The organism is Teichococcus oryzae (assembly GCF_008386565.1).
Classification (GTDB): domain Bacteria; phylum Pseudomonadota; class Alphaproteobacteria; order Acetobacterales; family Acetobacteraceae; genus Pseudoroseomonas; species Pseudoroseomonas oryzae.
Genome location: NZ_VUKA01000001.1, coordinates 714,446 through 738,867, shown reverse-complemented (window position 1 = coordinate 738,867; position 24,422 = coordinate 714,446). Strand labels below are relative to the sequence as shown.

Here is a 24,422-nt window from a genome sequence, read left to right as displayed (position 1 = left end):
GAAAAATGGGGCGCCGCGCGTCGCGACGCCCAAAGGCATTGCCCAAGCCACTGCCCGATCCCTGCCGGAGCGTCCCCATGACCCCTGACAACATTCCCCCGGCCGCGCCACTGGCCGACACCCCGTTGAACGAGACGGATGCCGGCACCCCGGTCAGCCCGCAGCGCCCGGGCAACTTCCTGTACAGCCCGATGACGCCGCTGGGGGAAGACAAGACCCGCTACCGCCGCCTGCCGATCGAGGGCATCCGGACGGTCGAGGTCGATGGCAAGACGGTGCTGAAGGTGTCGCCCAAGGCGCTGGAGGAACTGGCCTTCACCGCCTGCCGGGAAGTGTCCCACTTCCTGCGCCCCAGCCACCTGCAGCAGCTCTCCAACATCCTGAAGGACCCGGAGGCCAGCGCCAATGACCGCTTCGTGGCGCTGGACCTGCTGAAGAACGCCTCCATCGCCGCCGGCGGCAAGCTGCCCATGTGCCAGGACACCGGCACCGCCATCGTGTTCGGCAAGAAGGGCCAGCGCGTCTGGGTCGAGGGCAATGAGGAGGAGGCGCTGAGCTACGGCGTCCACCGCACCTATACCGAGACCAACCTGCGCTACTCGCAGATGGCGCCGCTCTCGACCTTCGAGGAGGTGAACACCGGCAACAACCTGCCGGTGCAGTTCGACATCTACGCCTCCCCCGGCGAGTACCATGCGGACGAGTTCCACATGATGTTCGTCCTCAAGGGCGGCGGCTCGGCCAACAAGACCTTCCTCTACCAGCAGACCCGCGCCGTGCTGCACCCGGAGAAGCTGCTGAAGTTCCTGGAGGAGAAGATCAAGACGCTGGGCACCTCGGCCTGCCCGCCCTACCACCTGGCGATCGTGATCGGCGGCACCTCGGCCGAGACCACGCTGAAGACGGTGAAGCTCGCCTCCACCCGCTACCTGGATGAGCTGCCGACGGTGGGCAGCAAGGCGGGCCATGCCATCCGCGACCCCGAGTTGGAAGCGCAGGTCCACAAGCTGACCCAGAACCTCGGCATCGGCGCGCAGTTCGGTGGCAAGTATTTCTGCCACGACGTGCGCGTTGTCCGCCTGCCGCGACACGGCGCGTCCCTGCCGATCGGCATCGGCGTGTCCTGCTCAGCCGACCGCCAGGTGAAGGCCAAGATCACGCCGGAGGGCGTGTTCATCGAGGAGCTGGAGCACGACCCCGCCCGTTTCCTGCCCGAGGCCACGGATGAGATCCTGGGCGGCGAGGTGGTGAAGATCGACCTCAACCGCCCGATGGACGAGATCCGCGCCGAGCTGTCGCGCCACCCGGTGAAGACCCGCGTCTCGCTGACCGGCACCATTGTCGTGGCGCGCGACATCGCCCACGCCAAGCTGCAGGAGCGGCTCGACCGTGGCGAGGGCCTGCCGCAATACATCAAGGACCATCCGGTCTACTACGCCGGCCCGGCCAAGACGCCCGAGGGCATGCCCACCGGCTCCTTCGGCCCGACAACGGCCGGGCGCATGGACAGCTACGTGGCCGCCTTCCAGGCCGCCGGCGGCAGCCTGGTCATGCTGGCCAAGGGCAACCGCTCCAAGGCCGTGACCAATGCCTGCAAGCAGCATGGCGGCTTCTACCTCGGCTCGGTGGGTGGCCCGGCGGCCCGGCTGGCGCAGGACTGTATCCGGAAGGTCGAGGTGCTGGAATATCCCGAGCTCGGCATGGAGGCGATCTGGAAGATCCAGGTCGAGGACTTCCCGGCCTTTATCGTGGTGGACGACAAGGGCAACGACTTCTACGAAGGGCTGGAATAAGCCTGCCCTTCGCCACCCCTGGAGGGACGCCGGCCGCGTTGCAGCGAAGATGAGCGCGGCCGGCCAACCAGCGGAAGGACCCGGATGCCGCATTCGCCTTTATCGATCAGGGTGCCGGCCCGCTTCGGCGGGCTGGTGATGCCGCTCCTGCTTTCCATCATCATGACCTGCGTGGTGTCCGGGGTGGCGACGCTGAAGGCGCTGGGCTTCACCGCCGAGGCGCTGGCGAGTTGGCCATCCAGCTGGGCCGTGTCCTGGCTGATCGCCTTCCCGACCCTGCTTCTCGCGCTTCCCCTGGCCCGGCGCCTGACGTCGCGGCTGGTGGAAAGCGCGGGTTGAGCCGGCCGTGACACCCCGCCGCCTGATCTCCTCCGGCAGCCGCTTCGAGGCGGAGATCGGTTATTCGCGGGCCGTGGCCGTCGGGGATTTCGTGCATGTTTCCGGCACCACCGGCTATGACTATGCCACCATGACCATGCCGGAGGGCGTGGCGGAACAATGCGAGCAATGCTTCCGCAACATCGCCGCGGCGCTGGCCCAGGCCGGCGCCGGCATGGAGCAGGTGGTGCGCGTGACCTACATCGTGCCGCGCCGCGAGGATTGGCCGGCCTGCTGGCCGGTGACGCGGAAATGGCTGGGCGCGATCCGCCCCGCCGCCACGCTCATCCATGCGGGCCTGCAGGAAGGCGCGATGCGGATCGAGATCGAGGTGACGGCGCAGCACGGCCCCGTCCCCGTGGACCAACATGAAGGGGGACAGGCCTGATGCGTTTCGCGGTCGACCGGCTGGACCATCTGGTGATCACCTGCGCCGATCTGGAGAAAAGCGCCTCCTGGTACCAGCGCGTGCTGGGCATGGAGCGCGCCGCTTTCGGGGAGCATCGCCGCACCGCCCTGAAGTTCGGCGGCCAGAAGCTGAACCTGCGCCCGCAAACCGCGACTCAGGAGGAATGGTTCACCGGCGTGGCCCCGATCCCCGGCAGCCAGGATCTGTGCTTCGTGGTGGCGGTGACGGCACAGGACGTGATCGCCCATCTGCATGATTGCGGCGTCACAGTGGAGGCCGGCCCGGTGCCCAAGGCCGGCGCGTTCGGGCCGATCACCTCGGTTTATTGCCGCGACCCGGATGGCAACCTGATCGAGATCGCCACCTACGGCCCCGCTGCCTGAAGGCGGCGCAGCCCCAGCGATCCAGGCGCCCGGGAAAGCGTCACGCCGAAGCCCCAACTGCGCCACAATTCAGCGCCGATCGCTGCTATGATGGCGTTCATGCAGTTCAGGAGGCCCCGAGCATGAGAATGCTTCGTTCCGCGAGCCTGGCGGTGGCGTTGGGCGCGGCGCTGATGCTGGCAGCCCCCACCGCCGAGGCCGGCGGCTGGCACCGCCGCGGCTCCAATGGCGGCGCCGTCGCCGCCGGGATCATCGGTGGGCTGGCGGTCGGCGCCCTGGCCGGCGCGGCCCTGGCTTCGCCGCCGCCGCCGCCCGTCGCCTATTACGCGCCGCCCCCGCCACCCCGGATTTATTACGCACCGCCCCCGGTCGTGTATGCGCCGCCGCCCGTGGTGTATGCACCGCCGCCGCAGGTCTACTACTACGCGCCGCCGCCTCCGCCGCCACGGCACTATTACGGCTGGTGATCCAGGTGGGGCTGGCCGCGGGGCCGGCCCTTTCGTTTCTGGCCCTTGAGAATTGCCCAGCTGACCTGATCTCCCTGTTGCAAGGAGAGATCCGCATATGGCCGATACCCGTACCGAAACCGACAGCCTCGGCACGATCGAGATCGAGGCCGGGCGCTACTGGGGACCACAGACCGAACGTGCCCGCCGCCTGTTCCGGATCGGGGAGGAGCGCTTCCCCCGCATCCTGATCCGCGCCGTGGGCCTGCAGAAGCAGGCCGCCGCCGAGGCCAACAAGGCCCTGGGCGAACTGCCGGCCGAGGTCGCCGACCCGATCATCGCCGCCGCCGCCGAGATCGCGGCGGGGCAGCGGGACGCCGATTTCCCCCTGCCGGTGTGGCAGACCGGCTCCGGCACCCAGACCAACATGAACGCCAATGAGGTGATCTCGAACCGCGCCAACGAGATGCTGGGCCAGAAGCTCGGCACCCGGAAGCCGGTGCACCCGAATGATCACGTCAATCGCGGCCAGTCCTCCAACGACAGCTTCCCGACCGCGATGCACATCGCCGCGGCGGAGGCCGTGGTGCAGCGCCTGATCCCGGCGCTTGGCGTGCTGCGCGCTTCCCTGGAGAAGCGGGCGCGGGAATGGGACGACATCGTCAAGGTCGGGCGCACCCATCTGATGGATGCGGTGCCGGTGACGCTGGGCCAGGAATTCGCCGCCTGGGCGGCGCAGGTGGCGCATGGCCAGGACCGCCTGCGAGGCGCCCTGCCCCGGCTGCTGCTGCTGCCCCAGGGCGGCACCGCCGTCGGCACCGGGCTGAACCGCCACAAGGATTTCGACACCGCGTTCTGCGAACATGTCCGGGCGCTGACCGGCCTCGACTTCCAGCCCAACCCCAACAAGTTCGAGGGCATGGGCGCCGAGGACAGCTTCGTCGAACTGATGGGCGTGCTGAACACGGTCGCCGTGTCGCTGAACAAGGTGGCGAACGACATCCGGCTGCTGGGCAGCGGCCCGCGCTCGGGCTTCGCCGAGCTGCTGATCCCGGCCGATGGCCTTTCCTCCTCCATCATGCCGGGCAAGACCAACCCGACGCAGTCGGAGGCCATGACCATGGTGGCCGCGCAGGTGATGGGCAACCACACGACGGTCACGGTGGCCGGCGCCCAGGGCCACCTGGAACTCAACGTCTTCAAGCCCGTCATCATCAACGCCACGCTGCAATCGGCGATGTTGCTGGCCGATGTGGCCGAAAGCTTCGCCCGCAACATGGTGGACAAGCTGGAGCCGAACCGGCCGCGCATCGCCGAGAACCTCGCCAAGTCGCTGATGCTGGTGACGGTGCTGAACCCGCGCATCGGCTATGACAAGGCGGTGCAGATCGGCAAGAAGGCCCTGGCCGAGAACCTGACGCTGCGGGACGCGGCCGCCCAGCTCGGCCATGTCTCGCCGGAGGATTTCGACCGCTGGGTCAAGCCGGAGGAGATGGTGGCCCCCGGAGCGACGCTGGCGGGGGCCGGATGACCGGGCCGCATCTGCAGAAGCGGTCCTTCACCCTGGCCGGCCACCGCACCAGCGTGGCGCTGGAGCCGGCCTTCTGGAGCGCGCTGGAAGCGCTGGCGCGGGCCCGGCGGCTGGCGCTTTCCGCCCTGGTGCAGCAGGTCGACGCCGCCCGCACGGAGCCCGACCTTCCCCTCGCCAGCGCGCTGCGGGTGCACGCCCTGCTGTCGCAGGAGGAAGCGGCGCAGACCGGGCCGGTGCCCGGATGATGGGTCAGCGGGCGGCGCGCCAGCGCAGCCATTCGGCCAGTTCCGGCACAGGCCGGGGCGCCCCCGTGGTGCCGCCCAGCCGCAGGCCGAAGGGCGGGGCATCGCCATCCTGCACGGACAACAGAAGGTTCAGCCCGCCCCGCGCCAGATCCACCTCACCTTGAAGGCTGGCGCCGGGCGTCTCGGCCACGGCCAGCCGGCCGTCGCGCAGAACGGCGCGGCCCGCCTCCAGCGTGATCGTGGCGTCCAGTGCCTCGAATCCGGTGGCGCCCTCCGACAGGGCGTGGCGCATCCTGCTTTCCGCTTCCGGCATCGACGGCGCCCCGGCCGCGGCGAGAAGGGCGCGCAGATCCACCCCTTCCAGCACCCCGTCGCGGACCGACAACCGCCCCTCGCCCGCCAGCGTCGCCAGCAGCGCGGCCGGGCTGAACCCGGCGGCGCGCAACGCCGCCTCGGCTTCGATCTGGCCAGCCCGCAGGTCCACGGGCAGGCCCGTCAGGGGGCCGGTCACCGGCACGCCGCCCAGCTTGCCCTGCAGGGTGATCGCCGGGGGGCTGGTAGCGCCTTCCACCCGTAGCGTCCCGCCCAGGGCGCCACCGGCCAGCCGGGCCTGCAGCCCATCCAGCCGCAGCGTGCCGCCGGACAGGCGAAGCTGGGCCGAGGCGCCTTGCAGCGCCGGCAACCCGAAGGGCTCCACCCGGTGCGCCACCACCGCCAGCTCAGCCTCAAGGCCGGTCAGGGCCGCGAGGTCCAGCGGCTCGCGCGAGGCGGGATCGAAGCCGGGCAAGGGCAGCGTGTCGGCCACCACCCGCCCGGTGAAGCGGGGAACCCCCTCGCCGAGAACCGCCTGCACCTGGCCGCCGACCCTGAGGCCGGCGGCGATCAGGTCGAAATGGCTGGCGGACCATTCCTGCTGCGCCCCCGCCAGCCGCATCGCCACGTTGCCGGCCAGCGAGAACGAGCCCTCGCCCAGCCAGGCGGGGGACTGGCGGCCAAAGGCTTCCTGCAACAGCCGTGGCGCGCCGGGATGGCGCAACGTCACCGCCCCCGCATACCGGGCCGCCGGCAGGTCCAGCGTGCCATGCGCCTCCGCCCGCAGGTCGCCGAGGTCCAGGCTGCCTTGCAGCGCCAGCGCACCAGGCGGCCCGTTGCCGGACAGGCGCAGCGCCAGCCGACCATCCGCCAGCGGCGGCAATTCCGTGCCCGTTCGCGACAGCAGGGCGATCATCGGCGCGCCACGCTCGGCGGTGGCTTCCAGTGCCAGTTCCGCCAAACGCGGCACTTCCCCCAGCTGCGCCACCCCCGACAGGACAAGATCCGTTTCCGCCACGCGCCCGGCCAGGCGGCGCGCCGTCAGCCGGCCGCTTTCCAGCGACAGATCGGCGGACAGGCCGCCCACGGCCAACTGGTGCCAACTCGCCTGCTCGGCCGAAAGGCGCAGATTGGCATCCAGCCCCGCCAGGCGCGCCTGGATGTCGGCCCAGCCGGTGCCCGGCGGCAGCCATCCATCCAGCGCCAGCCGCTCCAGGTTCAGCCCCAGGCCCAGCGCCGGCCGGGCGCCCAGCCGCAGCGTCCCGGCGCCGGAAACCCGTCCTCCATCCAGCACGGCGGCGAATTCCGGCATGCCGATCTGGTTGCCATCCAGGGTGAGGCGGAACCGCCCCTCCCCCCGACGCAGCCGGGCCGGATCGATCCCGGCCAGCGGCGCCCCCAGCGCGGCCAGGGTGGCGCGCAGGTCTTCCCCGCGGAACCGCCCGGACACTTCCAGCCGTGCGGCGGGAGCCACGCCCTGCACCGCTTCCGCGGCGCGGGCGGTGGTGCCGTTCAGCGTCACCTCCGTGTCGCCCGGCAGCAGGGCACCAAGGTCGGTCAGCGTCAGCCGGTCGCCTTCCAGAAAAGCGGCGCCACGCAGGCGGCGAAGCGTCATCCCGCGGTAGTCCGCCGCCTCGGCGGACAGATCGAGGCCGAAGGGCAGCGGCACCCGCCCCGCCTGCCGCAGCGCCGCCACCCAGGGGTCCAGCTCCAGCCGCCCGGCACTGAGCGCGAGGTCGATCCGCGGCGCGGGCGCGACCCGCAGCGTGGCCGCGCCGCGCACCGGCGCGCCGCCAAGGTCCAGCGCCAGCTCGTCGGCGGTCAGCAGCTCGGCGGTGACGGACAAGCGGCCGCGCAGGCGGAAGCTGCCTTGCGGCGCCGGCAACAGCGCCGACAGGTCGCTTCCCCCGCCTTGCAGGCTGCCCTCGAAGCCCCCCTCGGGAAGCAGCACGCCGCTGGCCGAAAGCGAGGCGCGCGCCGCCGTCAGCGTCAGGGCCAGTGGCGCGATGCCATCCAGCCCCGGGCGGCCCAGCGTGGCCTCGAACCCAGCCTCCTTCTGGCGCCAGCGGAAGCTGCCCTGGATGCGCAAGGCGTCATTCGGGCCGCTGGCTGTCAGGGTGGCCTGCACCTGGTCGAGCCGGAGACCGCCCATCTCCACCTGGCTGTCCTGGATGCGGCCCTGCAACGTGGTGAGCCAGGGTGGCGGGCGGAAGGGCTGGCCAGGGCTTGGCGGCCAGGGCAGCCGGATCTCGGCGCCAACCACCGCGATCTCCCTTGGCTCCAGTTGCAGCCGCAGCAGCGCCACCCAGTCGAGCCGCAGCCGCAGGGCCTGCGCCTGAACGGACACTTCCCCATCGGGGCCGCCGATGGTGACGCCGCCCGCCTCCAGCATGGGTTGCGGCAGCAACACCAGCCGCACCGGCCCTTCCAGCGTGACGGGCTGGCCCAGCCGCCCGGCCGCGAGGATGGCCAGGCGGTCCCGGTGCTCGTTCCAATCGGTCAGGCGGGGCCCGAACCACAGCGCCGCCAGCACCAGAAGCGGCAGCAGCAGCAGGACCGTGACGGCAAGGACGCGGAACACGGATCGGGAAGCGGAAGGCTGCATCAGCCGCGGAAGGCCCCCCGGTTGCCGCCGGATGGTCCAGGGCGGGATGCCCCGGCCGCCGCCGGACGGGCGCGCCTCGGCAGGACGCAGCCGCCATTCGCCGGCAGGACGTCGTCGATCACCACGCCTTTCTCCCCAAGGATCGTGGCATCCGGCAGGGCTGAGCCGGGAACCAGGCCGCTGACGAGGGCATGGTGGCCCCGGCGATGGCCAAAGAACAGGATTTCCTCGCCAGCGCCCCGCCTGACGGGCGTGGTGGCCGCGCTGCGCGGCAAGTCAGGCCCCGCGCCAGCCACCTTCCCCCGGAATTGCGCAGGATGATGAACGGCATCGCTTGGTTGTACGTTCGCTTGCCTTATATACTTATGCGGGATGGTGCCGGCGCCTTCGGCGGCAATGCGGGAGACCGGATGTAGGGCAACATCCCATCCGGGCAACATCCGCCGCTTCATGGCGCCAGGGAATGGCCCAGGACGGACAACACGATGTCGCGGATAACAGGCCGCGATGCCCGTGAACCTGCCTGCAAGGCCGCTCCGGAATTGCCGAACTGCAACGCTCATTCCCGCCTCCACCCCTCCCGCTCCCGTGTGGCCTCCGGGCGCGCCGGGCGCAAGGGCTTCACAGCCGCTTGCGCTCACGCTTACGGGGTCACAAGAGGTTCCTGGCGCCATGGCAGGCGGCGTGGTGGCATGTTAGGGGTATCCGGCGATGGCCGTTTGGGCGGCGGACGGGGTGGGGGCAATTCAGCCTTGAGTTTCTGGGGCAAGATCCTGGGCGGCATGACAGGCTTCGCCATGGGCGGGCCTTTCGGCGCCGTGGTGGGCGCGGCGCTTGGCCATGCGGCGGAGAACGGGCGCGCGCCCGAACTCGACGTCCGGCCCGAGGCGTTGGCCCGCATCACCAACCGCGATCAGCTTTTCTCCATCGGCGTCATCGTGTTGTCCGCCAAGCTGGCCAAGTCGGATGGCGCGGTGAAGCGCGAGGAGATCAACGCCTTCAAGCGCGCCTTCCGCATTCCGCCCGAGAACCAGCGCCATGTCGGCATCCTGTTCGACAAGGCGCGCGAGGACCCGCAGGGCTTCGAGCCCTTCGCCCGCCGCATGGGGGAGGTTTTCGCCGACAACCGCGCCATGCTGGAGGAAGTGCTGGCCGCGCTGCACCAGATCGCCCGCGCCGATGGCCCGATGACCCGTGGCGAGGCCGCCTTCCTGGCCAAGGTGCGCGAAGCCTTCGGCCTGGACGCGACCGCTGGCGAGCGGGCGCGGCAGCAGCAGATCCCGCCCACCCCGTCCTATGCGCCTGATCCGTACCGCGTGCTGGGCGTGGCGCCCTCCGTTTCCGACGAGGAAGTGCGGCTGGCCTGGCGCCGGCTGATGCGCGAACACCACCCGGACAGCCTGGCGGCACGCGGAGTGCCTGCCGAGATGGTGCGCCGCGCCTCCGAGCGGGTGGCCGAGATCAACGCCGCCTGGGACCGTGTCAAGCGGGAACGTCGCCTGTGACAGGCGCCCCGGACGGGGTTTCCTGGCGTGCCGCCGCGCCGCCGCCCGAATACCGGCAGCGCCCCAGCCCGAACCAGGATGAGCGGCCCGAAGGGCCCATCGACATGCTGGTGCTGCATTACACCGGCATGCCCACCAGCCGCGCGGCACTGGACCGGCTTTGCGACCCCTCCCCGCCCGAGGGCCTGCCGCGCGTTTCCTGCCACTACCTTGTCGAGGAAGACGGCCTGATCTGGCAGCTCGTGCCGGAAACGCGGCGCGCCTGGCATGCCGGGCGGTCCTTCTGGCGAGGGCATGCGCTGCTGAACGGCCGCTCCATCGGCATCGAGGTGGTCAATCCCGGCCATGAATGGGGCTACCGGCCCTTTCCCCTGCTGCAGATGGCGGCGGTGGCCGAGTTGTGCCTCGACATCCTGGGCCGGCACCCGATTCCGGCGCGCAACGTGGTGGCGCACAGCGACATCGCGCCCGATCGGAAGCAGGACCCGGGCGAGCTTTTTGACTGGGAAGGACTGGCCAGCCAGGGCATCGGCCTTTGGCCCGCCGCCGTGCCGGCCGAGGACACGGCGCTGCCGGCCGGGGGCGCGGCGCGGGCGGCGGAGCTGCTGGCGCGCATCGGCTACCCCGTGGATGCGGCGCGGCTGGACCTCGCCCTCACCGCCTTCCAACGGCACTGGCGGCAGGAACGGATCGATGGCCAACCCGATGCCGGCACGCTGGCGCGGCTGGAAGCGGTCGCCGCGCTGGCGGAACGGCCAACCAACGAAAAGGCCGATTGACTTCCCGGCCGCGGCGGCACACATCCGCCGCGCGTCAGGGGGCCGGGCGGCCGCTGGTTCCGGGTAGATCCCGGGGCTGGAGGAAAGTCCGGGCTCCACGGGAATACGGTGCCGGTCAACGGCCGGCGGGGGCGACCCCAGGGAAAGTGCCACAGAAATCAAACCGCCGGGCCGGCTTGCCGCCCCGGTAAGGGTGAAACGGTGTGGTAAGAGCGCACCGCGCCCCTGGCAACAGGGGCGGCACGGTAAACCCCACCGGGAGCAAGGCCGAATAGGGGCGGCCGGCGGCGATTCCCTGGAATCGTGACGCAGGGGCATTCTCGCCCCGTCGCCCGGGTTGGCCGCGAGAGGCACGCCGCGAGGCGTGTCCCAGAGGAATGGTCGCCTCGATTCTCTCCTTCGGGGGCGGATCGGACAGAACCCGGCTTACAGGCCCCCTGACGCTTTTCCCCTCCCCGTCACGATTGATGGACCCGATCATACGCGGCTCACACGACGCCGCGTAATCGCATGATTTTTCTTGCTCTCGCGCCCACGTGATCATTGGGTTTTCACTTGAAGGCCCATGCTATCCCAGGTAGTCTCCATGTTATCCCATGAACGGTCCGGAGCTCGGGGGGGCGAGGGATCGAAAACCAGGGGATGGTCGGGTGTGCCGGTGGGGTCGGGGGGCCCTGCCGGCCGCTTTCCGGCCCGCCGACTTGGATCATTGCCGCAGGGGGGCATGGCGGCTTTCGATGACCCGGTTCCTGGGCACTCACGTCAATCGGCTGGATCGGAAAGGGCGGGTTTCCGTCCCGGCGCCCTTTCGCGCCGAACTCACCCGGGCCGAATCGGACGAACTGATCTTCGTGCCCTCGCACCGCGAGGCCTGCATCGAAGCATACACCAGCCGCGCCTTTGATGACCTGGTCGAGAAGCTTGAAAACTTCGATGAGTTCTCAGAAGAGCGTGAGGATTTCGCCGCCACCCTGTATGCCGACGCCCACCCCATGCGGCCGGATTCGGAAGGCCGGATCATGATGCCGGAAGCGCTGATCGCGCATGCCGGCCTGCAGGAAAGCGTCGCCTTCATCGGCATGGGCAAGAAGTTCCAGATCTGGGATCCCGAGGCCGCCAGGCAGCGCAACAGCCAGGCCCGCGCCCGTGTCGGCGAGAAAGGCCTGACCCTTCCGGGCCGCGGCCCGGCGCGGCCGGAGGGCGGGGCATGAGCGGCCATCTGCCCGTGATGCTGCGGGAAGTGCTGGAGCACCTCGCTCCGCGCGATGGCGGCACCTATGTGGACGGCACCTTCGGAGGGGGCGGCTATGCCCGCGCCATCCTGGAAGCTGGCCGCTGCACCCTGCACGCCATCGACCGGGACCCCGATGCCATTGCCCGCGGCGCCGCCCTGGCGGAGCGCTATCCCGACCGGCTGGCGCTGATCGAAGGCCGGTTCGGCGATATGTTCGAACTGCTCACGGAGCGGGGCGTCACCCGGCTCGATGGGGTGGTGCTGGATCTCGGCGTGTCTTCCTTCCAGATCGACCAGGCCGAGCGTGGCTTTTCCTTTCGCGCCGATGGCCCGCTGGACATGCGCATGGAGAAGGCCGGCCCCTCGGCCGCCGATCTGGTGAACCGCCTGCCCGAGGCGGAGCTGGCCGACATCCTGTGGCGCTTTGGCGAGGAGCGGCATTCCCGCCGAATCGCCCGCGCCCTTGTGGCCGCCCGGCGCGAAGCGCCGATCCAGACCACCGGCCAGCTCACCCGCATCATCCATTCGGTGATGCCGCGCGACCCTTCCGGCATCGACAGCGCCACCCGCTCCTTCCAGGCGCTGCGCCTGAAGGTCAATGACGAGCTGGGCGAGGTCGAGCGCGGCCTGGCTGGCGCGGCCCAGCTGCTGGCGCCCGGCGGGCGGCTGGTCGTGGTCGCCTTTCATTCGCTGGAGGACCGCATCGTGAAACGGTTCATGCAGCAGGCGGCGGGGCGCGCTCCGGGCGCTTCCCGCCATGCTCCGTCCGCCCACCTGGCTCCGGCGGCATCGCCGGAATTCCGCCTCGTCACCACCCAGGCCCTGCGGCCGGGTGACGTCGAAACCATGGCCAACCCGCGCGCCCGCTCGGCCCGCCTGCGGGCGCTCGAAAAACTGGAGACGGTCTGATGTTCCGCCCTCTCACCATGGTTGCCATCACCGCCTTCAGCCTGGTGGGCTGGCACGTCTACCGGGCGGAGGACGCGGCCGCGCAGCTGGAGCGCGAATACCGGACCATCGCCAAGCAGATCGACGCCGCCAAGGAGCGCACCCTGGTGCTGCGCGCCGAATGGGCGATGCTGAACGAGCCGGACCGGCTCCGGCAGGTGGCGCGGGTTCATCTGCCGCTGGAAAACATGACGCCCTCGCAGTTCCTGCGCATGGCGGACCTTGAGAAGCGCCTGCCCGCCCCTGTCGCCTTTGCCGGACCGGTCGACCTGTTCCGCAGCGCCCCGGAAACCGCCCTGGCGGCGGCTGATGTGCCGCCCGCCCAGCCTGCGGCGGAGGAGCCGGCCACGGCCAAGGCCGCGCCGGTGCCCGCCGCCATGGCGCGCAGCGTCGCACCGGCCGTGGTCGCCACCGCCGAGGCGGCGCCGCGCCCGGCAGCGCGTGTCGCGGCCGCCACGCCGCGGCCGGAACCCCGCCCTGAGCCGCGCCCCGAGCCGCGCCGCGCCCCGGTTGTCGCCGCCGCGACGCAGGCCGCGCCCGTGGCACAGCCGGTTTCCGTGGCCCGCCCGATCCGCCCGGCCGGGCCGGTCATCGCCGAAACCAAGCCCCGGCACGATGCCGGCCTGCTGCGGACGGCCGCTGCGCAACTGCCCATGGGCCGCGCCATGGCCGCGCCGCCGCAGCCTTCCGCCCTGGGCTACACCGGCACCGCGCTGGCGCCGCCGGTGCCACTCGGCCGCCCGGTTCCCGTCGCCCCCGGCAGCTGGAGCCGCTGAACGCATCATGACGCTGGTTCCCCCGCCCTCTCCGGACTCACCGCCGCTGCGGCGGCCCGCCCGCGCAACGGAAGGTGCCGCGGACGGCACGCCTGAGCTGGTGGTCCGCGTGACGCAGCCCGACCTGAAGCGGCGGCAGGAACTGGAGCGGACCCGGGGCCGGCTGGTGCTGGCCTCCCTCGGCTTCGGCGCGCTGTTCCTGGCGGTGGCGATGAAGGCCACCTGGTCCACCGTGATCGCCCCGGCCGATCCGGTGCGCCTCAACGCCGCCGTCCGGGCCACCCAGCCAGTGGCCGAGCATGCCGCCCGGCGCGCCCCGATCACCGACCGCAATGGCGAGATCCTGGCGATCTCGCTGCCCGTCACCGCGCTGGTCGCCAATCCGCGCGTGCTGCACAACGCGGCCGAAGTGGCCGACAAGCTGCGCACAGTGATGCCGTATCTCGACCGGGACAAGCTGGTGGAACGCCTTTCGGGCGATCGCGGCTTTGTCTACGTCACCCGCGCCATGACCCCGCGCGAGCAGCAGGGCGTCATCAACCTTGGCATCGCCGGGCTGGATTTCGAGGAAGCGGAACGCCGCTACTACCCGCAGGGCCGCGCCGCCGTGCATGTGCTCGGCAATGTCGATGTGGACGGCAACGGCATCTCCGGCATCGAGCGCACCTTCGACGCCCAGCTGCGCGGGCAGCCTGACAAGCCGCTGAAGCTGTCCCTCGATGTGCGGGTGCAGCTCGCGCTGCGCGACGCCGTCAACCAGGCGATCACCGACTTCAACGGCATCGGCGGCGCGGGCGTGGTGCTCGACGTCAATACCGGCGAAGTGGTGTCGATGGTCAGCCTGCCGGACTACGACGCGGGCGAGATCACCGACGCGACGCCCGACCAGCGCTTCAACCGCGTCACCGTCGGCATCTACGAGCCCGGCTCAACCTTCAAGCTGTTCACCGCCGCGGCGGCGCTGGAATACGGCACGGCCAACGTCAACACCTCGATGTTCGACGCATCCAAGCCGATCCGTTATGGCCGCTTCACCATCAGCGACTACAAGGGCAAGAACCGCTGGCTCACCTTTCCCGAGATGCTGGCCTATTCGTCCAATCTCGGCGCCGCGCACATGGCGGCAACCTTTGGCCCGCAGCGCCAGCGCGAATTCCTGAAAAGCGTCGGCATGCTGTCACGCCAGTCGATCGAGTTGCCGGAGCGCGCCGCCCCGCTGGTCCCGCCCGCCACGCATTGGCGCGACATCAACATGTACACCATCTCCTTTGGCCACGGCATCAGCGTCACGCCGCTGCATGTGGCGACGGGCGTGGCCGCGCTGGCCAATGGGGGCATCCTGCGGCAGCCGACGCTGGTGGCGCAGCAGCCCGGCGCGCAGCGCGAGGGAACGCGCATCATCAGCGAGGCGACCTCCGCCACCATGCGCAAGCTGATGCGCCTCGTTGTCACCGACGGCTCGGCCAGGAACGCGGACGTGCCGGGCTATTTCCTGGGCGGCAAGACCGGCACGGCGCAGAAGACGGGGCCGCATGGCGGCTACCTGATGAACAAGCGCATCGCCGCCTTTGTGGGCGCCTTTCCGATCCAGGCGCCGCGCTATGCGCTTTATGTCATGGTCGATGAGCCCAAGCCGAACAGCAAGAGCTTCGGCTATGCCACGGCGGGCTGGGTGGCGGCGCCGGCGGCCAACACCGTGATCTCGCGCATCGCGCCGATCCTGGGCCTGGTGCCGGAAGATCCGGCCAATCCCGCGATTGTCGCCGCCACCTCGATCCCGTTGCAGCCGCGCGCCCCGTCGCGCCCCGCCGTGCAGGCGGGGGGAACGGCCACGATGGCGGCCCCTGCCGCGGCGCGCCCGCCACAGCCCGCCGCGCCCCGCGCCGCCGCGCCATCCGAGGCCGCGCCGCGCAGCACGGGCGTGCATCCTCCGGTGGTGCCTCCTGGCCTGCGTGAGGGCGCCCGCGCCATGCCGATGCCCAACCTGCCCGCCCGCCCGGCGCCGCTCCAGCCCCCCGTGCCATTGCGATTGACGATGATGGAGCGCGGGGAGGCGCCACGAGGAGGCCTCGTTGCGCCTTGATGATCTTCTCGCCCGTGCTGCCGGATCGAGCCTTGTTGCCGGTGCGGTGCCGGATGGCGACATCGCCGGCCTGACCGCGGACAGCCGGGCCGTGCGGCCCGGCTTCGTCTTCGCGGCGCTGCCCGGCGCGAAGCTCGATGGCCGTGCCTTCATTGCCGACGCCGCGCGGCAGGGTGCCGCCGCGATCCTGGCGCCGCGCGGAACGGCCTTGCCCGACGGCGTGTCCCTGCCCTTGATCGCGGCCGAGGATGCGCGCCGTGTCCTGGCGCTGATGGCGGCGGCGCTGCATGCGCCGCAGCCCGCGGTCGCGGTGGCCGTCACCGGCACCAACGGCAAGACCAGCACGGTGGATTTCCTGCGGCAGATCTGGAGCATGGCGGGGCTGCCATCCGCCTCGCTCGGCACGCTCGGGCTGCGCGCGGAAGGCTTTCCGCCCACGCCCTCCCTCACCACGCCCGATCCGGTGGCGCTGCACGCGACGCTGGCCGGGCTGGCACGGGGCGGCATCGGGCATGTCGCGCTGGAGGCATCCTCGCACGGGCTGGAACAGCGGCGCCTGGATGGGCTGCGCCTCGCTGCCGCCGGCTTCAGCAACCTGACGCGCGACCATCTCGACTACCATGGCAGCATGGCGGCCTACGCGGCGGCGAAGCTGCGCCTGTTCGACACGCTGCTCGATGCCGGCGCCACCGCCGTGGCGCATAGCGATCTGCTACCGGACGTGCTGGCGCGCCTGCGCGACATCGCGGCGCGGCGTGGCCTGCGGATCTCCACCGTGGGGCCGGATGGCGACGCCATCCGCATGCTGCGGCAGCAGCCCCTGCCCGAGGGCCAGATGCTGGAAATCGAGGCCTATGGACACCGCGCCGAATTGACCCTCCCCCTGCCCGGCCGCTTCCAGGCCGACAATGTTCTGCTGGCGGCGGGCCTCGCCATCGCCACCGGGCTGGAACCCCGTGCCGTGCTGGCCGTCCTGCCGCGCCTTTCCGGCGTGCGCGGCCGCATGGAGCGCGCGGCGATGCTGCCGAACGGCGCAGCGGTCTACGTCGATTACGCGCACACGCCGGATGCGCTGGAACGCCTGCTCGCCGCGCTGCGTCCCCACACGACAGGGCGGCTGCATGTTGTGTTCGGCGCCGGGGGCGACCGCGATCCTGGCAAGCGGCCGCTGATGGGCGAAGTCGCGTCGCGGCTGGCCGATCATGCCATCGTCACCGACGACAACCCGCGCACGGAGGATCCGGCCGCGATCCGCGCGGCCCTGCGGGCCGGCATGACCGGCGCCGCCGCCGTGGAAGAAATTGGCGACCGTGCCGCCGCCATCGCGGCGGGCCTCGCGGCGCTCGGGCCTGGCGACGTGCTGGCGCTGGCCGGCAAGGGCCATGAGCCGGGGCAGACCATCGGCACGGTGACGCATCCCTTCGACGATGCCGATACGGTGCGCCGCCTGGCGGGGATGCCGGCATGAGCGCGCCGCTCTGGACCGCCGCCGAGCTGCGGGACGCCACCGGGGGCCGGTGCCCCGATGGCATCGCCATCCATTCGGTCGGCATCGACAGCCGCAACGTCGTGCCCGGCGAATTGTTCGTGGCGCTGCGCGATGCGCGGGACGGCCATGACTTCGTCGCCGATGCGCTGGCGCGCGGCGCGGCGATGGCCATGGTGGATCGCGATCCGCCCGGCGTCGCCGTCGGCGCGCCGCTGCTGCGCGTGGGGGAAACCCTGGCCGGGTTGCAGGCGCTGGGCGCGGCGGGCCGGGCGCGCAGCCAGGCGCGCATCGCCGCCATCACCGGCAGCGTCGGCAAGACCACCACCAAGGAGATGCTGCGGCACGCGCTGTCCGCGCTGGGTCCGACGCATGCGGCGGTTGCCAGCTACAACAATCACTGGGGCCTGCCGCTGACGCTGGCCCGCATGCCGCGCGATGCCGCGTTCGGCGTGCTGGAGATCGGCATGAACCATCGCGGCGAAATCGCGCCGCTGGCGCGTCTGGCGCGGCCGCACGTCGCCGCCATCACCACGGTGGAAGCGGCGCATATCGGCCATCTCGGCTCGATCGAGGAGATCGCCGAGGAGAAGGCCGACATCATGCAAGGCCTCGCGGCCGGCTCCACCGTGGTGCTGCCGCGCGATTCCGCCATGTTCCCTCGCCTGCTCGCCCGCGCGGAGGCGGCCAATCTCGCCGTGCTGAGCTTCGGCCAGGATGCGGCGGCGGAAGTGCGGCTGCTGTCCTATGATGGCGCGGCGGAATCCGGCGTGGCGCGCATCGCCTTCCGCGGCAGCATCCACGCGCTGAGGATCGACGCCCCCGGCCGCCACCTGGCGGTGAATGCCTGCGGCACCCTGGCGGTCGCATCCGCACTCGGCGTTGATCCCGCCGCCTCTGTCGCGGCACTGGATGGCTTTCGCCCCGGTGCCGGCCGTGGCGGCCGCGTCACCCTCGCGCTTGATGGCGGCAGCGCCCTGCTGATCGACGACAGCTACAACGGCCAGCCCGCGGCGATGCGCGCCGGGCTCGGTGTGCTGGGCGCGCAGGCGGGGCGGCGGATCGCCGTGCTGGGCGACATGCGCGAACTGGGCGAATACGGTCCTGCATTGCATGCGGGTCTGCTGCCCGATGTTCTGGCCTCCGCCGATCTTGTCTTCTGCTGCGGTCCGCAGATGCGCGTCCTATACGACGCGCTACCGGAGGACCGGCGCGGCGCGCATCGGGAGAACAGCGACGCGCTGGCCCCGCTGGTGCGCCAGGCGATCCGCCCGGGCGATGCCATCCTGGTGAAGGGGTCGCTGGGCAGCCGCATGGCGGTGATTGTCCGCGCCCTGACTGCGCGCGAAGGGGCGCCAACATGATCTTCAATCTCCTGTCCGGCTATGCGGACGGGTTCATCCTGTTCAATCTGTTTCGCTACACCACCTTCCGGGCCGCAGCCGCCTGCCTGACGGCGCTGATGATCAGCCTGTTCCTCGGCCCGGCGGTGATCAACTGGCTGCGTTCCTTCCAGAATGGCGGACAGCCGATCCGCGCCGACGGGCCCGAGGGTCATCTGCTGACCAAGAAGGGCACGCCCACCATGGGCGGCGTGCTGATCCTGCTGGGGCTGCTGTGTTCCACCCTGCTCTGGGCCGATCTTCGCAGCGGCCTGATCTGGGCGGTGATGCTGGTGACGGTGGCGTATGGCCTGCTCGGCTTCTGGGATGACTGGCTGAAGGTCACGAAGCGCAACACCAAGGGCGTTTCGGGCAAGGCGAAGCTCGCGGTGCAGGCCGGCGCCGGGCTCGTCGCGGCCGTGTGGATCACCATGCTGATGCCGGATGCGATCAGCAACCGCCTGGCGCTGCCTTTCTTCAAGGACGTGATGATCAATTTCGGCATCCTGTTCCCGCTGGTGGGGATGCTGGTGATGATGGGCGCATCCAACGCCGTGAACCTGACGGACGGCCTGGACGGGCTGGCCATCGTGCCGGTGATGCTGGCCGCCGCGGTGTTCGCGCTGATCGCCTATCTGGTCGGCAACCGCGTCTTCGCCGACTACCTGCAACTGAACGGCGTGCCGGGCACCTCGGAGCTCGCGGTGTTCTGTTCCGCGATGATCGGCGCCGGGCTTGGCTTCCTGTGGTTCAACGCGCCGCCGGCCAAGGTGTTCATGGGTGATACCGGCAGCCTGTCGCTCGGCGGCGCGCTGGGCGGCGTCGCGGTCGCCACCAAGCACGAGATCGTCCTGGCCATTGTGGGCGGCCTGTTCGTGGTCGAGACGGTCAGCGTCATGATCCAGGTCTTCTGGTTCAAGCGCACCGGCCGGCGCGTGTTCCTGATGGCGCCGCTGCACCATCATTTCGAGAAGAAGGGATGGGCCGAGCCCACCATCGTCATCCGCTTCTGGATCATCGCCATGATCCTGGCGCTGGTCGGCCTGTCGACGCTGAAGATCCGCTGATGCAGAACGCCGCTCCCCTTGCCGCCGCCTTCCGGCCTTTCGCCGGGCAGCGCATCGCCGTGGTCGGGCTGGGCAAGGCCGGGCTGCCGGCCGCCGCCCGGCTGCGCGGCTGGGGCGCGGATGTTCTGTGCTGGGATGATGGCGAGGCTGCGCGCGCCGCCGCCGCCGCCGCAGGCCTGCCGGTCGGCGATCCCGCCGCGCGGCCCGGCTTTCCGTTCGATACGCTGCTGCTTTCCCCGGGCATTCCGCACATCCGGCCAAGCGCGCACCCTGCCGCCGCTGCCGCGCGCGCCGCCGGCGTGCCCGTGTTGTGCGACGCCGAGCTGCTGTTCCGTGCCGTGCGCGCAAGCGGCAGCCGCGCGCGCTTCGTGGGCATCACCGGCACCAACGGCAAGTCCACCACCACCGCACTGGTTCATCACCTGCTGCGCTCCGCCGGCCGTGTCGCGGAGGTCGGCGGCAATCTGGGGCCGGCGGCGCTCGGGCTGGACCTGCTGGGCGATGACGGCGTTTATGTGCTGGAGATGTCCAGCTACATGCTGGAACGGCTGCAATCGCTGCGCTTCGACGTGGCGGCGGTGCTGAACCTGTCGCCCGACCATCTCGACCGGCATGGCGGCATGGAAGGCTATGCCGCCGCCAAGGCGCATGTGTTCGACCGGCAGCAGGCGGGCGATGTCGCGGTGATCGGGATGGATGACGCATCCGGCGCCGCCTTCGCGCGGGGCCGGGCGGCGCGGGTGGTGCCGGTCTCGGGCCTCGCGTCGCGGCCAGGCGGCATCTGGGCGGAAGGCCGGGCGCTGCGTGACGCCGAAGGGTTGCTGGCCGATCTCGATGCGGCCCCCGCCTTGCCCGGCAGCCACAACGCGCAGAACGCGGCCGCCGCCGCCGCCATCGTGCTGGCCCTCGGCCTGCCGCGCGGGGTCATCGCCGCCGGGCTGCGCTCCTTCCCCGGCTTGCCGCACCGGCAGGAGCGCGTGGGGGAACGCGGCGGCATCCTGTTCGTCAATGACAGCAAGGCCACCAATGCCGACAGCACGGAACGCGCGCTGGCCAGCTATGACAGCGTGGTGTGGATCGGCGGCGGCGTTCCGAAGGCGGGCGGCATCGAGGGCCTTGGCCCCCTGTTCCGCCGCATCGCCCATGGCGTGCTGATCGGCCAGTGCGCGGAGGAATTCTCCGCCACATTGTCCACGCACAACGTGCCGAACGAGATCGCCGGCACGCTGGAAGCGGCCCTGCCCGCCGCCCTCGCCGCGGCGCGGCGCCTGGGCGTGAAGGTGGTGCTGCTGTCGCCCGCCTGCGCGTCCTTTGACCAGTTCACCGGCTTCGATGCGCGCGGCGACAGGTTCCGCGCCCTTGTGGCCAGCTTGCCGGAGATGGAGTGATGGCTCTCTCGCGCGCTGATACCTCCGTGCTGGGGCGCTGGTGGTGGACGGTGGATCGCTGGACGCTGGCGGCGCTGATGATGCTGGTCGGCTTCGGCTATGTCATGCTCCTGGCGGCCAGCCCAGGCGTCGCGGAGCGCATCGGCGCGTCCTCGCGCGACCTGTTCATCCTCAAGCAGGTGTTCTTCCTGGCCGTCTCGGTCGGCGTGATCGTGGTGATCTCGCTGCTGCCGGTGAGGCAGGTCCGGCGCCTGGCGCTGATCGGCTTCGGTGGCGCCCTGTTCATGACGGCGGCCACCCTCTACATGGGCGTCGAGATCAAGGGCGCGCGCCGCTGGCTGCACCTGCCCGGCATGACCATCCAGCCTTCCGAGTTCCTGAAGCCCTGCTTCGCCGTGGTCGCGGCCTGGCTGCTGTCCGAAACCCGCTCGATCGGCTGGCGCGCCACCGTCGCGGCCTGCTTCCTGTTCCTGCTGGTGGCTGGCGTGCTGGTCAAGCAGCCGGACATGGGCATGCTGATCGTCGTCGGCGCGGTGTTCTGCGCCCAGCTTTTCGTGTCCGGCATCAACATGATGGTCGTCGCCGCCTGCGGCGCGAGCGGCGTGCTGGGTGGCATCGCGGCCTATTTCGCGCTGCCGCATTTCCGGTCCCGCATCGACCGCTTCCTCAATCCTGAGTCGGGCGATACCTATCAGGTCACCATCGCGATGGAGGCCTTCGGCCATGGCGGCATGCTCGGCGTCGGCCCCGGCGAGGGACGGCTGAAGGGCCTGCTGCCCGATGCCCATGCCGATTTCGTTTTCGCCGTGGCCGGCGAGGAGTTCGGGCTGGCGATCTGCCTGCTGATCCTGGCGGTGTTCGGCTTCATCGTGCTGCGCGGCCTGCTGCGCCTGCTGGGCGAGAAGGACATGTTCATCATCCTCAGCGCCACGGGCCTGCTGACGCAGTTCGGCCTGCAGGCCTTCATCAACATGGCCTCCACCCTTCACCTGATCCCGACCAAGGGCATGACGCTGCCCTTCATCTCCTATGGCGGCTCCTCCGTGGTGGCCGTGGCGCTGGGCATGGGCATGCTGCTGGCATTGACACGGCGCCGCCTGATGCGGACGGACGCGGCGTGAGCGCGCCGATCGTCATCGCCGCCGGCGGCACCGGCGGACATTTCTTTCCGGCCGAGGCGCTGGCCGCGGAGCTGCTGCGCCGTGGCCATGAGATCGCGCTGATGACCGATGCGCGCAGCGCCGATTATGCCAGCCCGGCCTTCACCAATGCCGAGCGCTTCGTGCTGAAGGGCGCCGGCCTCGCTGGGCGCGGCCTGAAGCGGGCGGCGCTGGGCGCGATGGGCATGGCGGCCGGCACGCTGCAGGCGCGCAACGTGCTGCGCCGGCTGCGCCCGCGCGCCGTGGTGGGCTTCGGCGGCTACCCCTCCGTCGCGCCCATGCTGGCGGCGCGCAGCCTCAGCGGCCGGCCGGTCCTGGTGCTGCACGAGCAGAACGCCGTGCTCGGCCGCGCCAACCGCCTGCTGGCGCGCGGCGCCGACGTGCTGGCGCTGTCCTTCGCCGAAACCAGCCGCGTGCCATCCGGGACGCATAGCGAGGTGATCGGCAATCCGGTCCGGCCGGCGCTGGCGGCGCTGGCCGGGCATGGCTTCGTGGTGCCGCAGGGTCCGCTACGCCTGCTGGTGCTGGGCGGCAGCCTCGGCGCGCGCATCTTCTCCGAGGTGGTGCCCGCCGCCATCGCCCTGCTGCCGGCTCCGCTGCGGGGGCGGCTTTCCGTGGTGCAGCAATGCCGGGCCGAGGATCTGCCGCCGGTGCGCGCGGCCTATGAGCAGCTTGGCATTCCCGCCCAGCTGGCGCCGTTCTTCGGCGATGTTGCCGGGCTCTACGACACGGCGCATCTGGTGATCGCGCGCGCCGGCGCTTCCACCATCGCCGAACTGGCCTGCGCCGGCCGTCCCGCCATTCTGGTGCCGCTGCCGCACGCCATCGACGATCACCAGAGCGCCAATGCGCGCGCCCTGGCGAAATTCGGCGGCGCGGCGCCGATGAAGCAGTCGGAGTTCACGCCGCCTGCCCTTGCCACTGCCCTGGAGCGCATGCTCAACGCGCCGGAGGAACTGGCGCGCGCCGCCGCCGCCGCCGCCAGCCTCGCCGCGCCCGATGCGGCGTCACGCCTCGCCGACCTCGTTCTCTCCCGCGCGGAAGCGCGCCGGTTTCAGGAAGCTTCGTAGAATGCGCGCCCTGCCGCTCAATATCGGTCCCATCCACTTCGTCGGCATCGGCGGCATCGGCATGTCGGGCATCGCCGAGGTCCTGCACAATCTCGGCTACCAGGTGCAGGGCAGCGACATCGCCGAAGGCTACAATGTCGAGCGGCTGCGCCATGCCGGCATTTCCGTGATGGTGGGGCATGACGGGGCCAATCTCGGCGCCGCGCAGGTCGTGGTCACTTCCACTGCGGTGAAGCGCGACAACCCCGAGGTGGTGGCCGCCCGCCAGCGCCTCATCCCGGTGGTGCGCCGCGCCGAGATGCTGGCCGAGCTGATGCGCCTGAAATGGGGCATCGCCATTGGCGGCACGCATGGCAAGACCACCACCACCTCCCTCGTGGCCACCGTGCTGGAAGGGGCGAAGCTCGATCCGACCGTGATCAATGGCGGTATCGTCAATGCCTATGGCACCAATACCCGCCTTGGCGCCGGCGACTGGATGGTGGTGGAGGCGGATGAGAGCGATGGCTCCTTCCTGCGCCTGCCCGCTGTCGCCGCCGTCGTGACCAACATGGATGCCGAGCATCTGGACCATTGGGGCACCGAGGAGGCGATGAAGCAGGGCTACGCCCAGTTCGTCGGCAACATCCCCTTCTACGGCTTCGCGGTTCTGTGCGCCGACCATCCCAATGTCCAGGCCATGATCCCGCATCTGGACCGGCGGCTGATCACCTATGGCTTCTCGCCGCAGGCGGATGTGCGCGCCGAGCGTCTGATCACCGACCGCATGGGCGCCACCTTCGAGGTGACGGTGCAGGACCGCGCCACGGGCCGCAGCCGCGCGATGAAGCCGATGCGCCTGCCGATGCTCGGCCAGCACAATGTGCAGAACGCCCTGGCCGCCATCGCCGTCGGCATCGAGATGGACATCGACGAAGCCACGATCCGCTCGGCGCTGGCCGGCTTCAAGGGCGTGAAGCGGCGCTTCACCCGGGTGGGCGAATCCAACGGCGTGCAGATCATCGACGACTATGGCCACCATCCGGTGGAAATCGCCGCCGTGCTGAAGGCGGCCCGGCAGGCGGGCGCGCGGGATGTCATCGCCGTGGTGCAGCCGCACCGCTATTCGCGCCTCAAGCAGCTTTTCGAAGAATTCTGCCAGTGCATGAACGACGCCGGCACGGTGATCGTGGCCGATGTCTATGCCGCGGGGGAACAGCCGATCCCGGGCGCCGACCGCGATGCCCTGGTGGATGGGCTGCGCGCGCATGGCCATCGCAGCGTCGTGCCGCTGCCGGGCCCCGACAGCCTGCCGGAAATGATCAACGCCATCGCCAAGCCGGGCGATTACGTGGTCTGCCTTGGCGCCGGCAACATCACCGCCTGGGCGCATGCGCTGCCGGAGCAGCTGCAAGCGCTGGCGCCGCGCGGCCCGCGCCGCGCGGGAGGGGCCCGGTGAGCCG

General features: G+C 70.8%; 22 protein-coding genes and 1 other RNA gene. 21 read left to right on the top strand and 2 right to left on the bottom strand.

Annotation, left to right across the window (positions count from 1 at the left end; genetic code table 11):
- The first annotated feature begins 191 nt into the window (after window positions 1-191).
- The 7 genes from F0Q34_RS03395 (at window position 192) to F0Q34_RS03365 (ending at window position 5,185) form a co-directional block, all read left to right on the top strand.
- Entirely contained in the window at window positions 192-1,793 is a 1,602-nt protein-coding gene (locus tag F0Q34_RS03395; protein WP_149811249.1) for a fumarate hydratase, read from the top strand.
- Between the two features lie 84 nt (window positions 1,794-1,877).
- On the top strand, window positions 1,878-2,132 hold the full coding sequence (locus F0Q34_RS03390) for a DUF2798 domain-containing protein (protein ID WP_149810703.1): 255 nt from the start codon (window positions 1,878-1,880) through the stop codon (window positions 2,130-2,132).
- A gap of 7 nt (window positions 2,133-2,139) precedes the next feature.
- Entirely contained in the window at window positions 2,140-2,559 is a 420-nt protein-coding gene (locus F0Q34_RS03385; protein ID WP_149810702.1) for a RidA family protein, read from the top strand.
- On the top strand, window positions 2,559-2,963 hold the full coding sequence (locus tag F0Q34_RS03380) for a VOC family protein (RefSeq protein ID WP_149810701.1): 405 nt from the start codon (window positions 2,559-2,561) through the stop codon (window positions 2,961-2,963). The genes F0Q34_RS03385 and F0Q34_RS03380 overlap by 1 nt, the downstream gene beginning before the upstream one ends.
- 122 nt (window positions 2,964-3,085) lie before the next feature.
- Window positions 3,086-3,430, top strand: coding sequence for a hypothetical protein (locus F0Q34_RS03375; RefSeq protein ID WP_149810700.1), 345 nt, complete (start codon window positions 3,086-3,088; stop codon window positions 3,428-3,430).
- Window positions 3,431-3,527: 97 nt separating this feature from the next.
- Window positions 3,528-4,940 carry a class II fumarate hydratase gene (locus tag F0Q34_RS03370; protein WP_149810699.1) on the top strand — a complete coding sequence of 471 codons (1,413 nt, stop codon included), beginning with the start codon at window positions 3,528-3,530 and terminating at the stop codon, window positions 4,938-4,940.
- Window positions 4,937-5,185: a ribbon-helix-helix domain-containing protein gene (locus F0Q34_RS03365; protein WP_149810698.1), complete on the top strand. Its 249-nt coding sequence runs from the start codon at window positions 4,937-4,939 to the stop codon at window positions 5,183-5,185. Before F0Q34_RS03370 ends, F0Q34_RS03365 begins: the two co-directional genes overlap by 4 nt.
- A 4-nt stretch (window positions 5,186-5,189) precedes the next feature.
- Here F0Q34_RS03365 and F0Q34_RS03360 read toward each other — a convergent pair whose 3' ends face one another.
- Both F0Q34_RS03360 and F0Q34_RS03355 read right to left on the bottom strand, forming a co-directional pair.
- Entirely contained in the window at window positions 5,190-8,078 is a 2,889-nt protein-coding gene (locus tag F0Q34_RS03360) for an AsmA family protein (RefSeq protein WP_161600766.1), read from the bottom strand.
- A gap of 23 nt (window positions 8,079-8,101) precedes the next feature.
- Window positions 8,102-8,377, bottom strand: a complete 276-nt coding sequence (locus tag F0Q34_RS03355) for a hydantoinase B/oxoprolinase family protein (protein ID WP_149810696.1) — start codon at window positions 8,375-8,377, stop codon at window positions 8,102-8,104.
- A gap of 477 nt (window positions 8,378-8,854) precedes the next feature.
- Here F0Q34_RS03355 and F0Q34_RS03350 point away from each other — a divergent pair, with 477 nt between their 5' ends.
- From F0Q34_RS03350 to murC, 14 genes are all read left to right on the top strand, one after another.
- Window positions 8,855-9,607 (top strand): TerB family tellurite resistance protein, encoded by a 753-nt coding sequence (locus F0Q34_RS03350; protein WP_149810695.1) that lies wholly within the window; start codon window positions 8,855-8,857, stop codon window positions 9,605-9,607.
- Between the two features lie 104 nt (window positions 9,608-9,711).
- Window positions 9,712-10,386, top strand: a complete 675-nt coding sequence (locus F0Q34_RS03345; protein WP_149811248.1) for an N-acetylmuramoyl-L-alanine amidase — start codon at window positions 9,712-9,714, stop codon at window positions 10,384-10,386.
- Window positions 10,387-10,420: 34 nt separating this feature from the next.
- An RNA gene (gene rnpB / locus F0Q34_RS03340) (RNase P RNA component class A) lies at window positions 10,421-10,831 on the top strand.
- A gap of 151 nt (window positions 10,832-10,982) precedes the next feature.
- Window positions 10,983-11,597 carry a division/cell wall cluster transcriptional repressor MraZ gene (gene mraZ / locus F0Q34_RS03335; RefSeq protein ID WP_306419372.1) on the top strand — a complete coding sequence of 205 codons (615 nt, stop codon included), beginning with the start codon at window positions 10,983-10,985 and terminating at the stop codon, window positions 11,595-11,597.
- Window positions 11,594-12,529 (top strand): 16S rRNA (cytosine(1402)-N(4))-methyltransferase RsmH, encoded by a 936-nt coding sequence (rsmH, locus tag F0Q34_RS03330; protein WP_149810694.1) that lies wholly within the window; start codon window positions 11,594-11,596, stop codon window positions 12,527-12,529. The genes mraZ and rsmH overlap by 4 nt, the downstream gene beginning before the upstream one ends.
- Window positions 12,529-13,344, top strand: a complete 816-nt coding sequence (gene ftsL, locus F0Q34_RS21715; protein WP_161600765.1) for a cell division protein FtsL — start codon at window positions 12,529-12,531, stop codon at window positions 13,342-13,344. The genes rsmH and ftsL overlap by 1 nt, the downstream gene beginning before the upstream one ends.
- A gap of 7 nt (window positions 13,345-13,351) precedes the next feature.
- Window positions 13,352-15,427 carry a peptidoglycan D,D-transpeptidase FtsI family protein gene (locus F0Q34_RS03325; RefSeq protein ID WP_161600764.1) on the top strand — a complete coding sequence of 692 codons (2,076 nt, stop codon included), beginning with the start codon at window positions 13,352-13,354 and terminating at the stop codon, window positions 15,425-15,427.
- Entirely contained in the window at window positions 15,417-16,895 is a 1,479-nt protein-coding gene (locus F0Q34_RS03320; protein ID WP_149810692.1) for a UDP-N-acetylmuramoyl-L-alanyl-D-glutamate--2,6-diaminopimelate ligase, read from the top strand. The genes F0Q34_RS03325 and F0Q34_RS03320 overlap by 11 nt, the downstream gene beginning before the upstream one ends.
- A complete protein-coding gene (locus tag F0Q34_RS03315; RefSeq protein WP_149810691.1) occupies window positions 16,892-18,277 on the top strand; it encodes a UDP-N-acetylmuramoyl-tripeptide--D-alanyl-D-alanine ligase in 1,386 nt (461 codons plus the stop codon). Before F0Q34_RS03320 ends, F0Q34_RS03315 begins: the two co-directional genes overlap by 4 nt.
- Window positions 18,274-19,362, top strand: a complete 1,089-nt coding sequence (gene mraY, locus F0Q34_RS03310) for a phospho-N-acetylmuramoyl-pentapeptide-transferase (RefSeq protein ID WP_149810690.1) — start codon at window positions 18,274-18,276, stop codon at window positions 19,360-19,362. The genes F0Q34_RS03315 and mraY overlap by 4 nt, the downstream gene beginning before the upstream one ends.
- Complete coding sequence (gene murD / locus F0Q34_RS03305) at window positions 19,362-20,750, top strand: UDP-N-acetylmuramoyl-L-alanine--D-glutamate ligase (RefSeq protein WP_241665299.1); 1,389 nt, start codon at window positions 19,362-19,364, stop codon at window positions 20,748-20,750. The genes mraY and murD overlap by 1 nt, the downstream gene beginning before the upstream one ends.
- Window positions 20,747-21,871, top strand: a complete 1,125-nt coding sequence (locus F0Q34_RS03300) for an FtsW/RodA/SpoVE family cell cycle protein (protein WP_370750923.1) — start codon at window positions 20,747-20,749, stop codon at window positions 21,869-21,871. Before murD ends, F0Q34_RS03300 begins: the two co-directional genes overlap by 4 nt.
- Entirely contained in the window at window positions 21,868-22,980 is a 1,113-nt protein-coding gene (murG, locus tag F0Q34_RS03295) for an undecaprenyldiphospho-muramoylpentapeptide beta-N-acetylglucosaminyltransferase (RefSeq protein ID WP_149810687.1), read from the top strand. Before F0Q34_RS03300 ends, murG begins: the two co-directional genes overlap by 4 nt.
- Before the next feature lies 1 nt (window position 22,981).
- Window positions 22,982-24,418, top strand: coding sequence for a UDP-N-acetylmuramate--L-alanine ligase (gene murC / locus F0Q34_RS03290; RefSeq protein ID WP_149810686.1), 1,437 nt, complete (start codon window positions 22,982-22,984; stop codon window positions 24,416-24,418).
- Window positions 24,419-24,422: the final 4 nt, after the last annotated feature.

What these genes read in the sequence shown, in the direction of transcription:
- F0Q34_RS03395 (WP_149811249.1), top strand. Translation starts at nt 192, where the DNA reads ATGACGCCGCTGGGGGAAGACAAGACCCGCTACCGCCGCCTGCCGATC.
- F0Q34_RS03390 (WP_149810703.1), top strand. Translation starts at nt 1,878, where the DNA reads ATGCCGCATTCGCCTTTATCGATCAGGGTGCCGGCCCGCTTCGGCGGG.
- F0Q34_RS03380 (WP_149810701.1), top strand. Translation starts at nt 2,559, where the DNA reads ATGCGTTTCGCGGTCGACCGGCTGGACCATCTGGTGATCACCTGCGCC.
- F0Q34_RS03375 (WP_149810700.1), top strand. Translation starts at nt 3,086, where the DNA reads ATGAGAATGCTTCGTTCCGCGAGCCTGGCGGTGGCGTTGGGCGCGGCG.
- F0Q34_RS03370 (WP_149810699.1), top strand. Translation starts at nt 3,528, where the DNA reads ATGGCCGATACCCGTACCGAAACCGACAGCCTCGGCACGATCGAGATC.
- F0Q34_RS03365 (WP_149810698.1), top strand. Translation starts at nt 4,937, where the DNA reads ATGACCGGGCCGCATCTGCAGAAGCGGTCCTTCACCCTGGCCGGCCAC.
- F0Q34_RS03345 (WP_149811248.1), top strand. Translation starts at nt 9,712, where the DNA reads ATGCTGGTGCTGCATTACACCGGCATGCCCACCAGCCGCGCGGCACTG.
- mraZ (WP_306419372.1), top strand. Translation starts at nt 10,983, where the DNA reads ATGAACGGTCCGGAGCTCGGGGGGGCGAGGGATCGAAAACCAGGGGAT.
- rsmH (WP_149810694.1), top strand. Translation starts at nt 11,594, where the DNA reads ATGAGCGGCCATCTGCCCGTGATGCTGCGGGAAGTGCTGGAGCACCTC.
- ftsL (WP_161600765.1), top strand. Translation starts at nt 12,529, where the DNA reads ATGTTCCGCCCTCTCACCATGGTTGCCATCACCGCCTTCAGCCTGGTG.
- F0Q34_RS03325 (WP_161600764.1), top strand. Translation starts at nt 13,352, where the DNA reads ATGACGCTGGTTCCCCCGCCCTCTCCGGACTCACCGCCGCTGCGGCGG.
- F0Q34_RS03315 (WP_149810691.1), top strand. Translation starts at nt 16,892, where the DNA reads ATGAGCGCGCCGCTCTGGACCGCCGCCGAGCTGCGGGACGCCACCGGG.
- mraY (WP_149810690.1), top strand. Translation starts at nt 18,274, where the DNA reads ATGATCTTCAATCTCCTGTCCGGCTATGCGGACGGGTTCATCCTGTTC.
- murD (WP_241665299.1), top strand. Translation starts at nt 19,362, where the DNA reads ATGCAGAACGCCGCTCCCCTTGCCGCCGCCTTCCGGCCTTTCGCCGGG.
- murC (WP_149810686.1), top strand. Translation starts at nt 22,982, where the DNA reads ATGCGCGCCCTGCCGCTCAATATCGGTCCCATCCACTTCGTCGGCATC.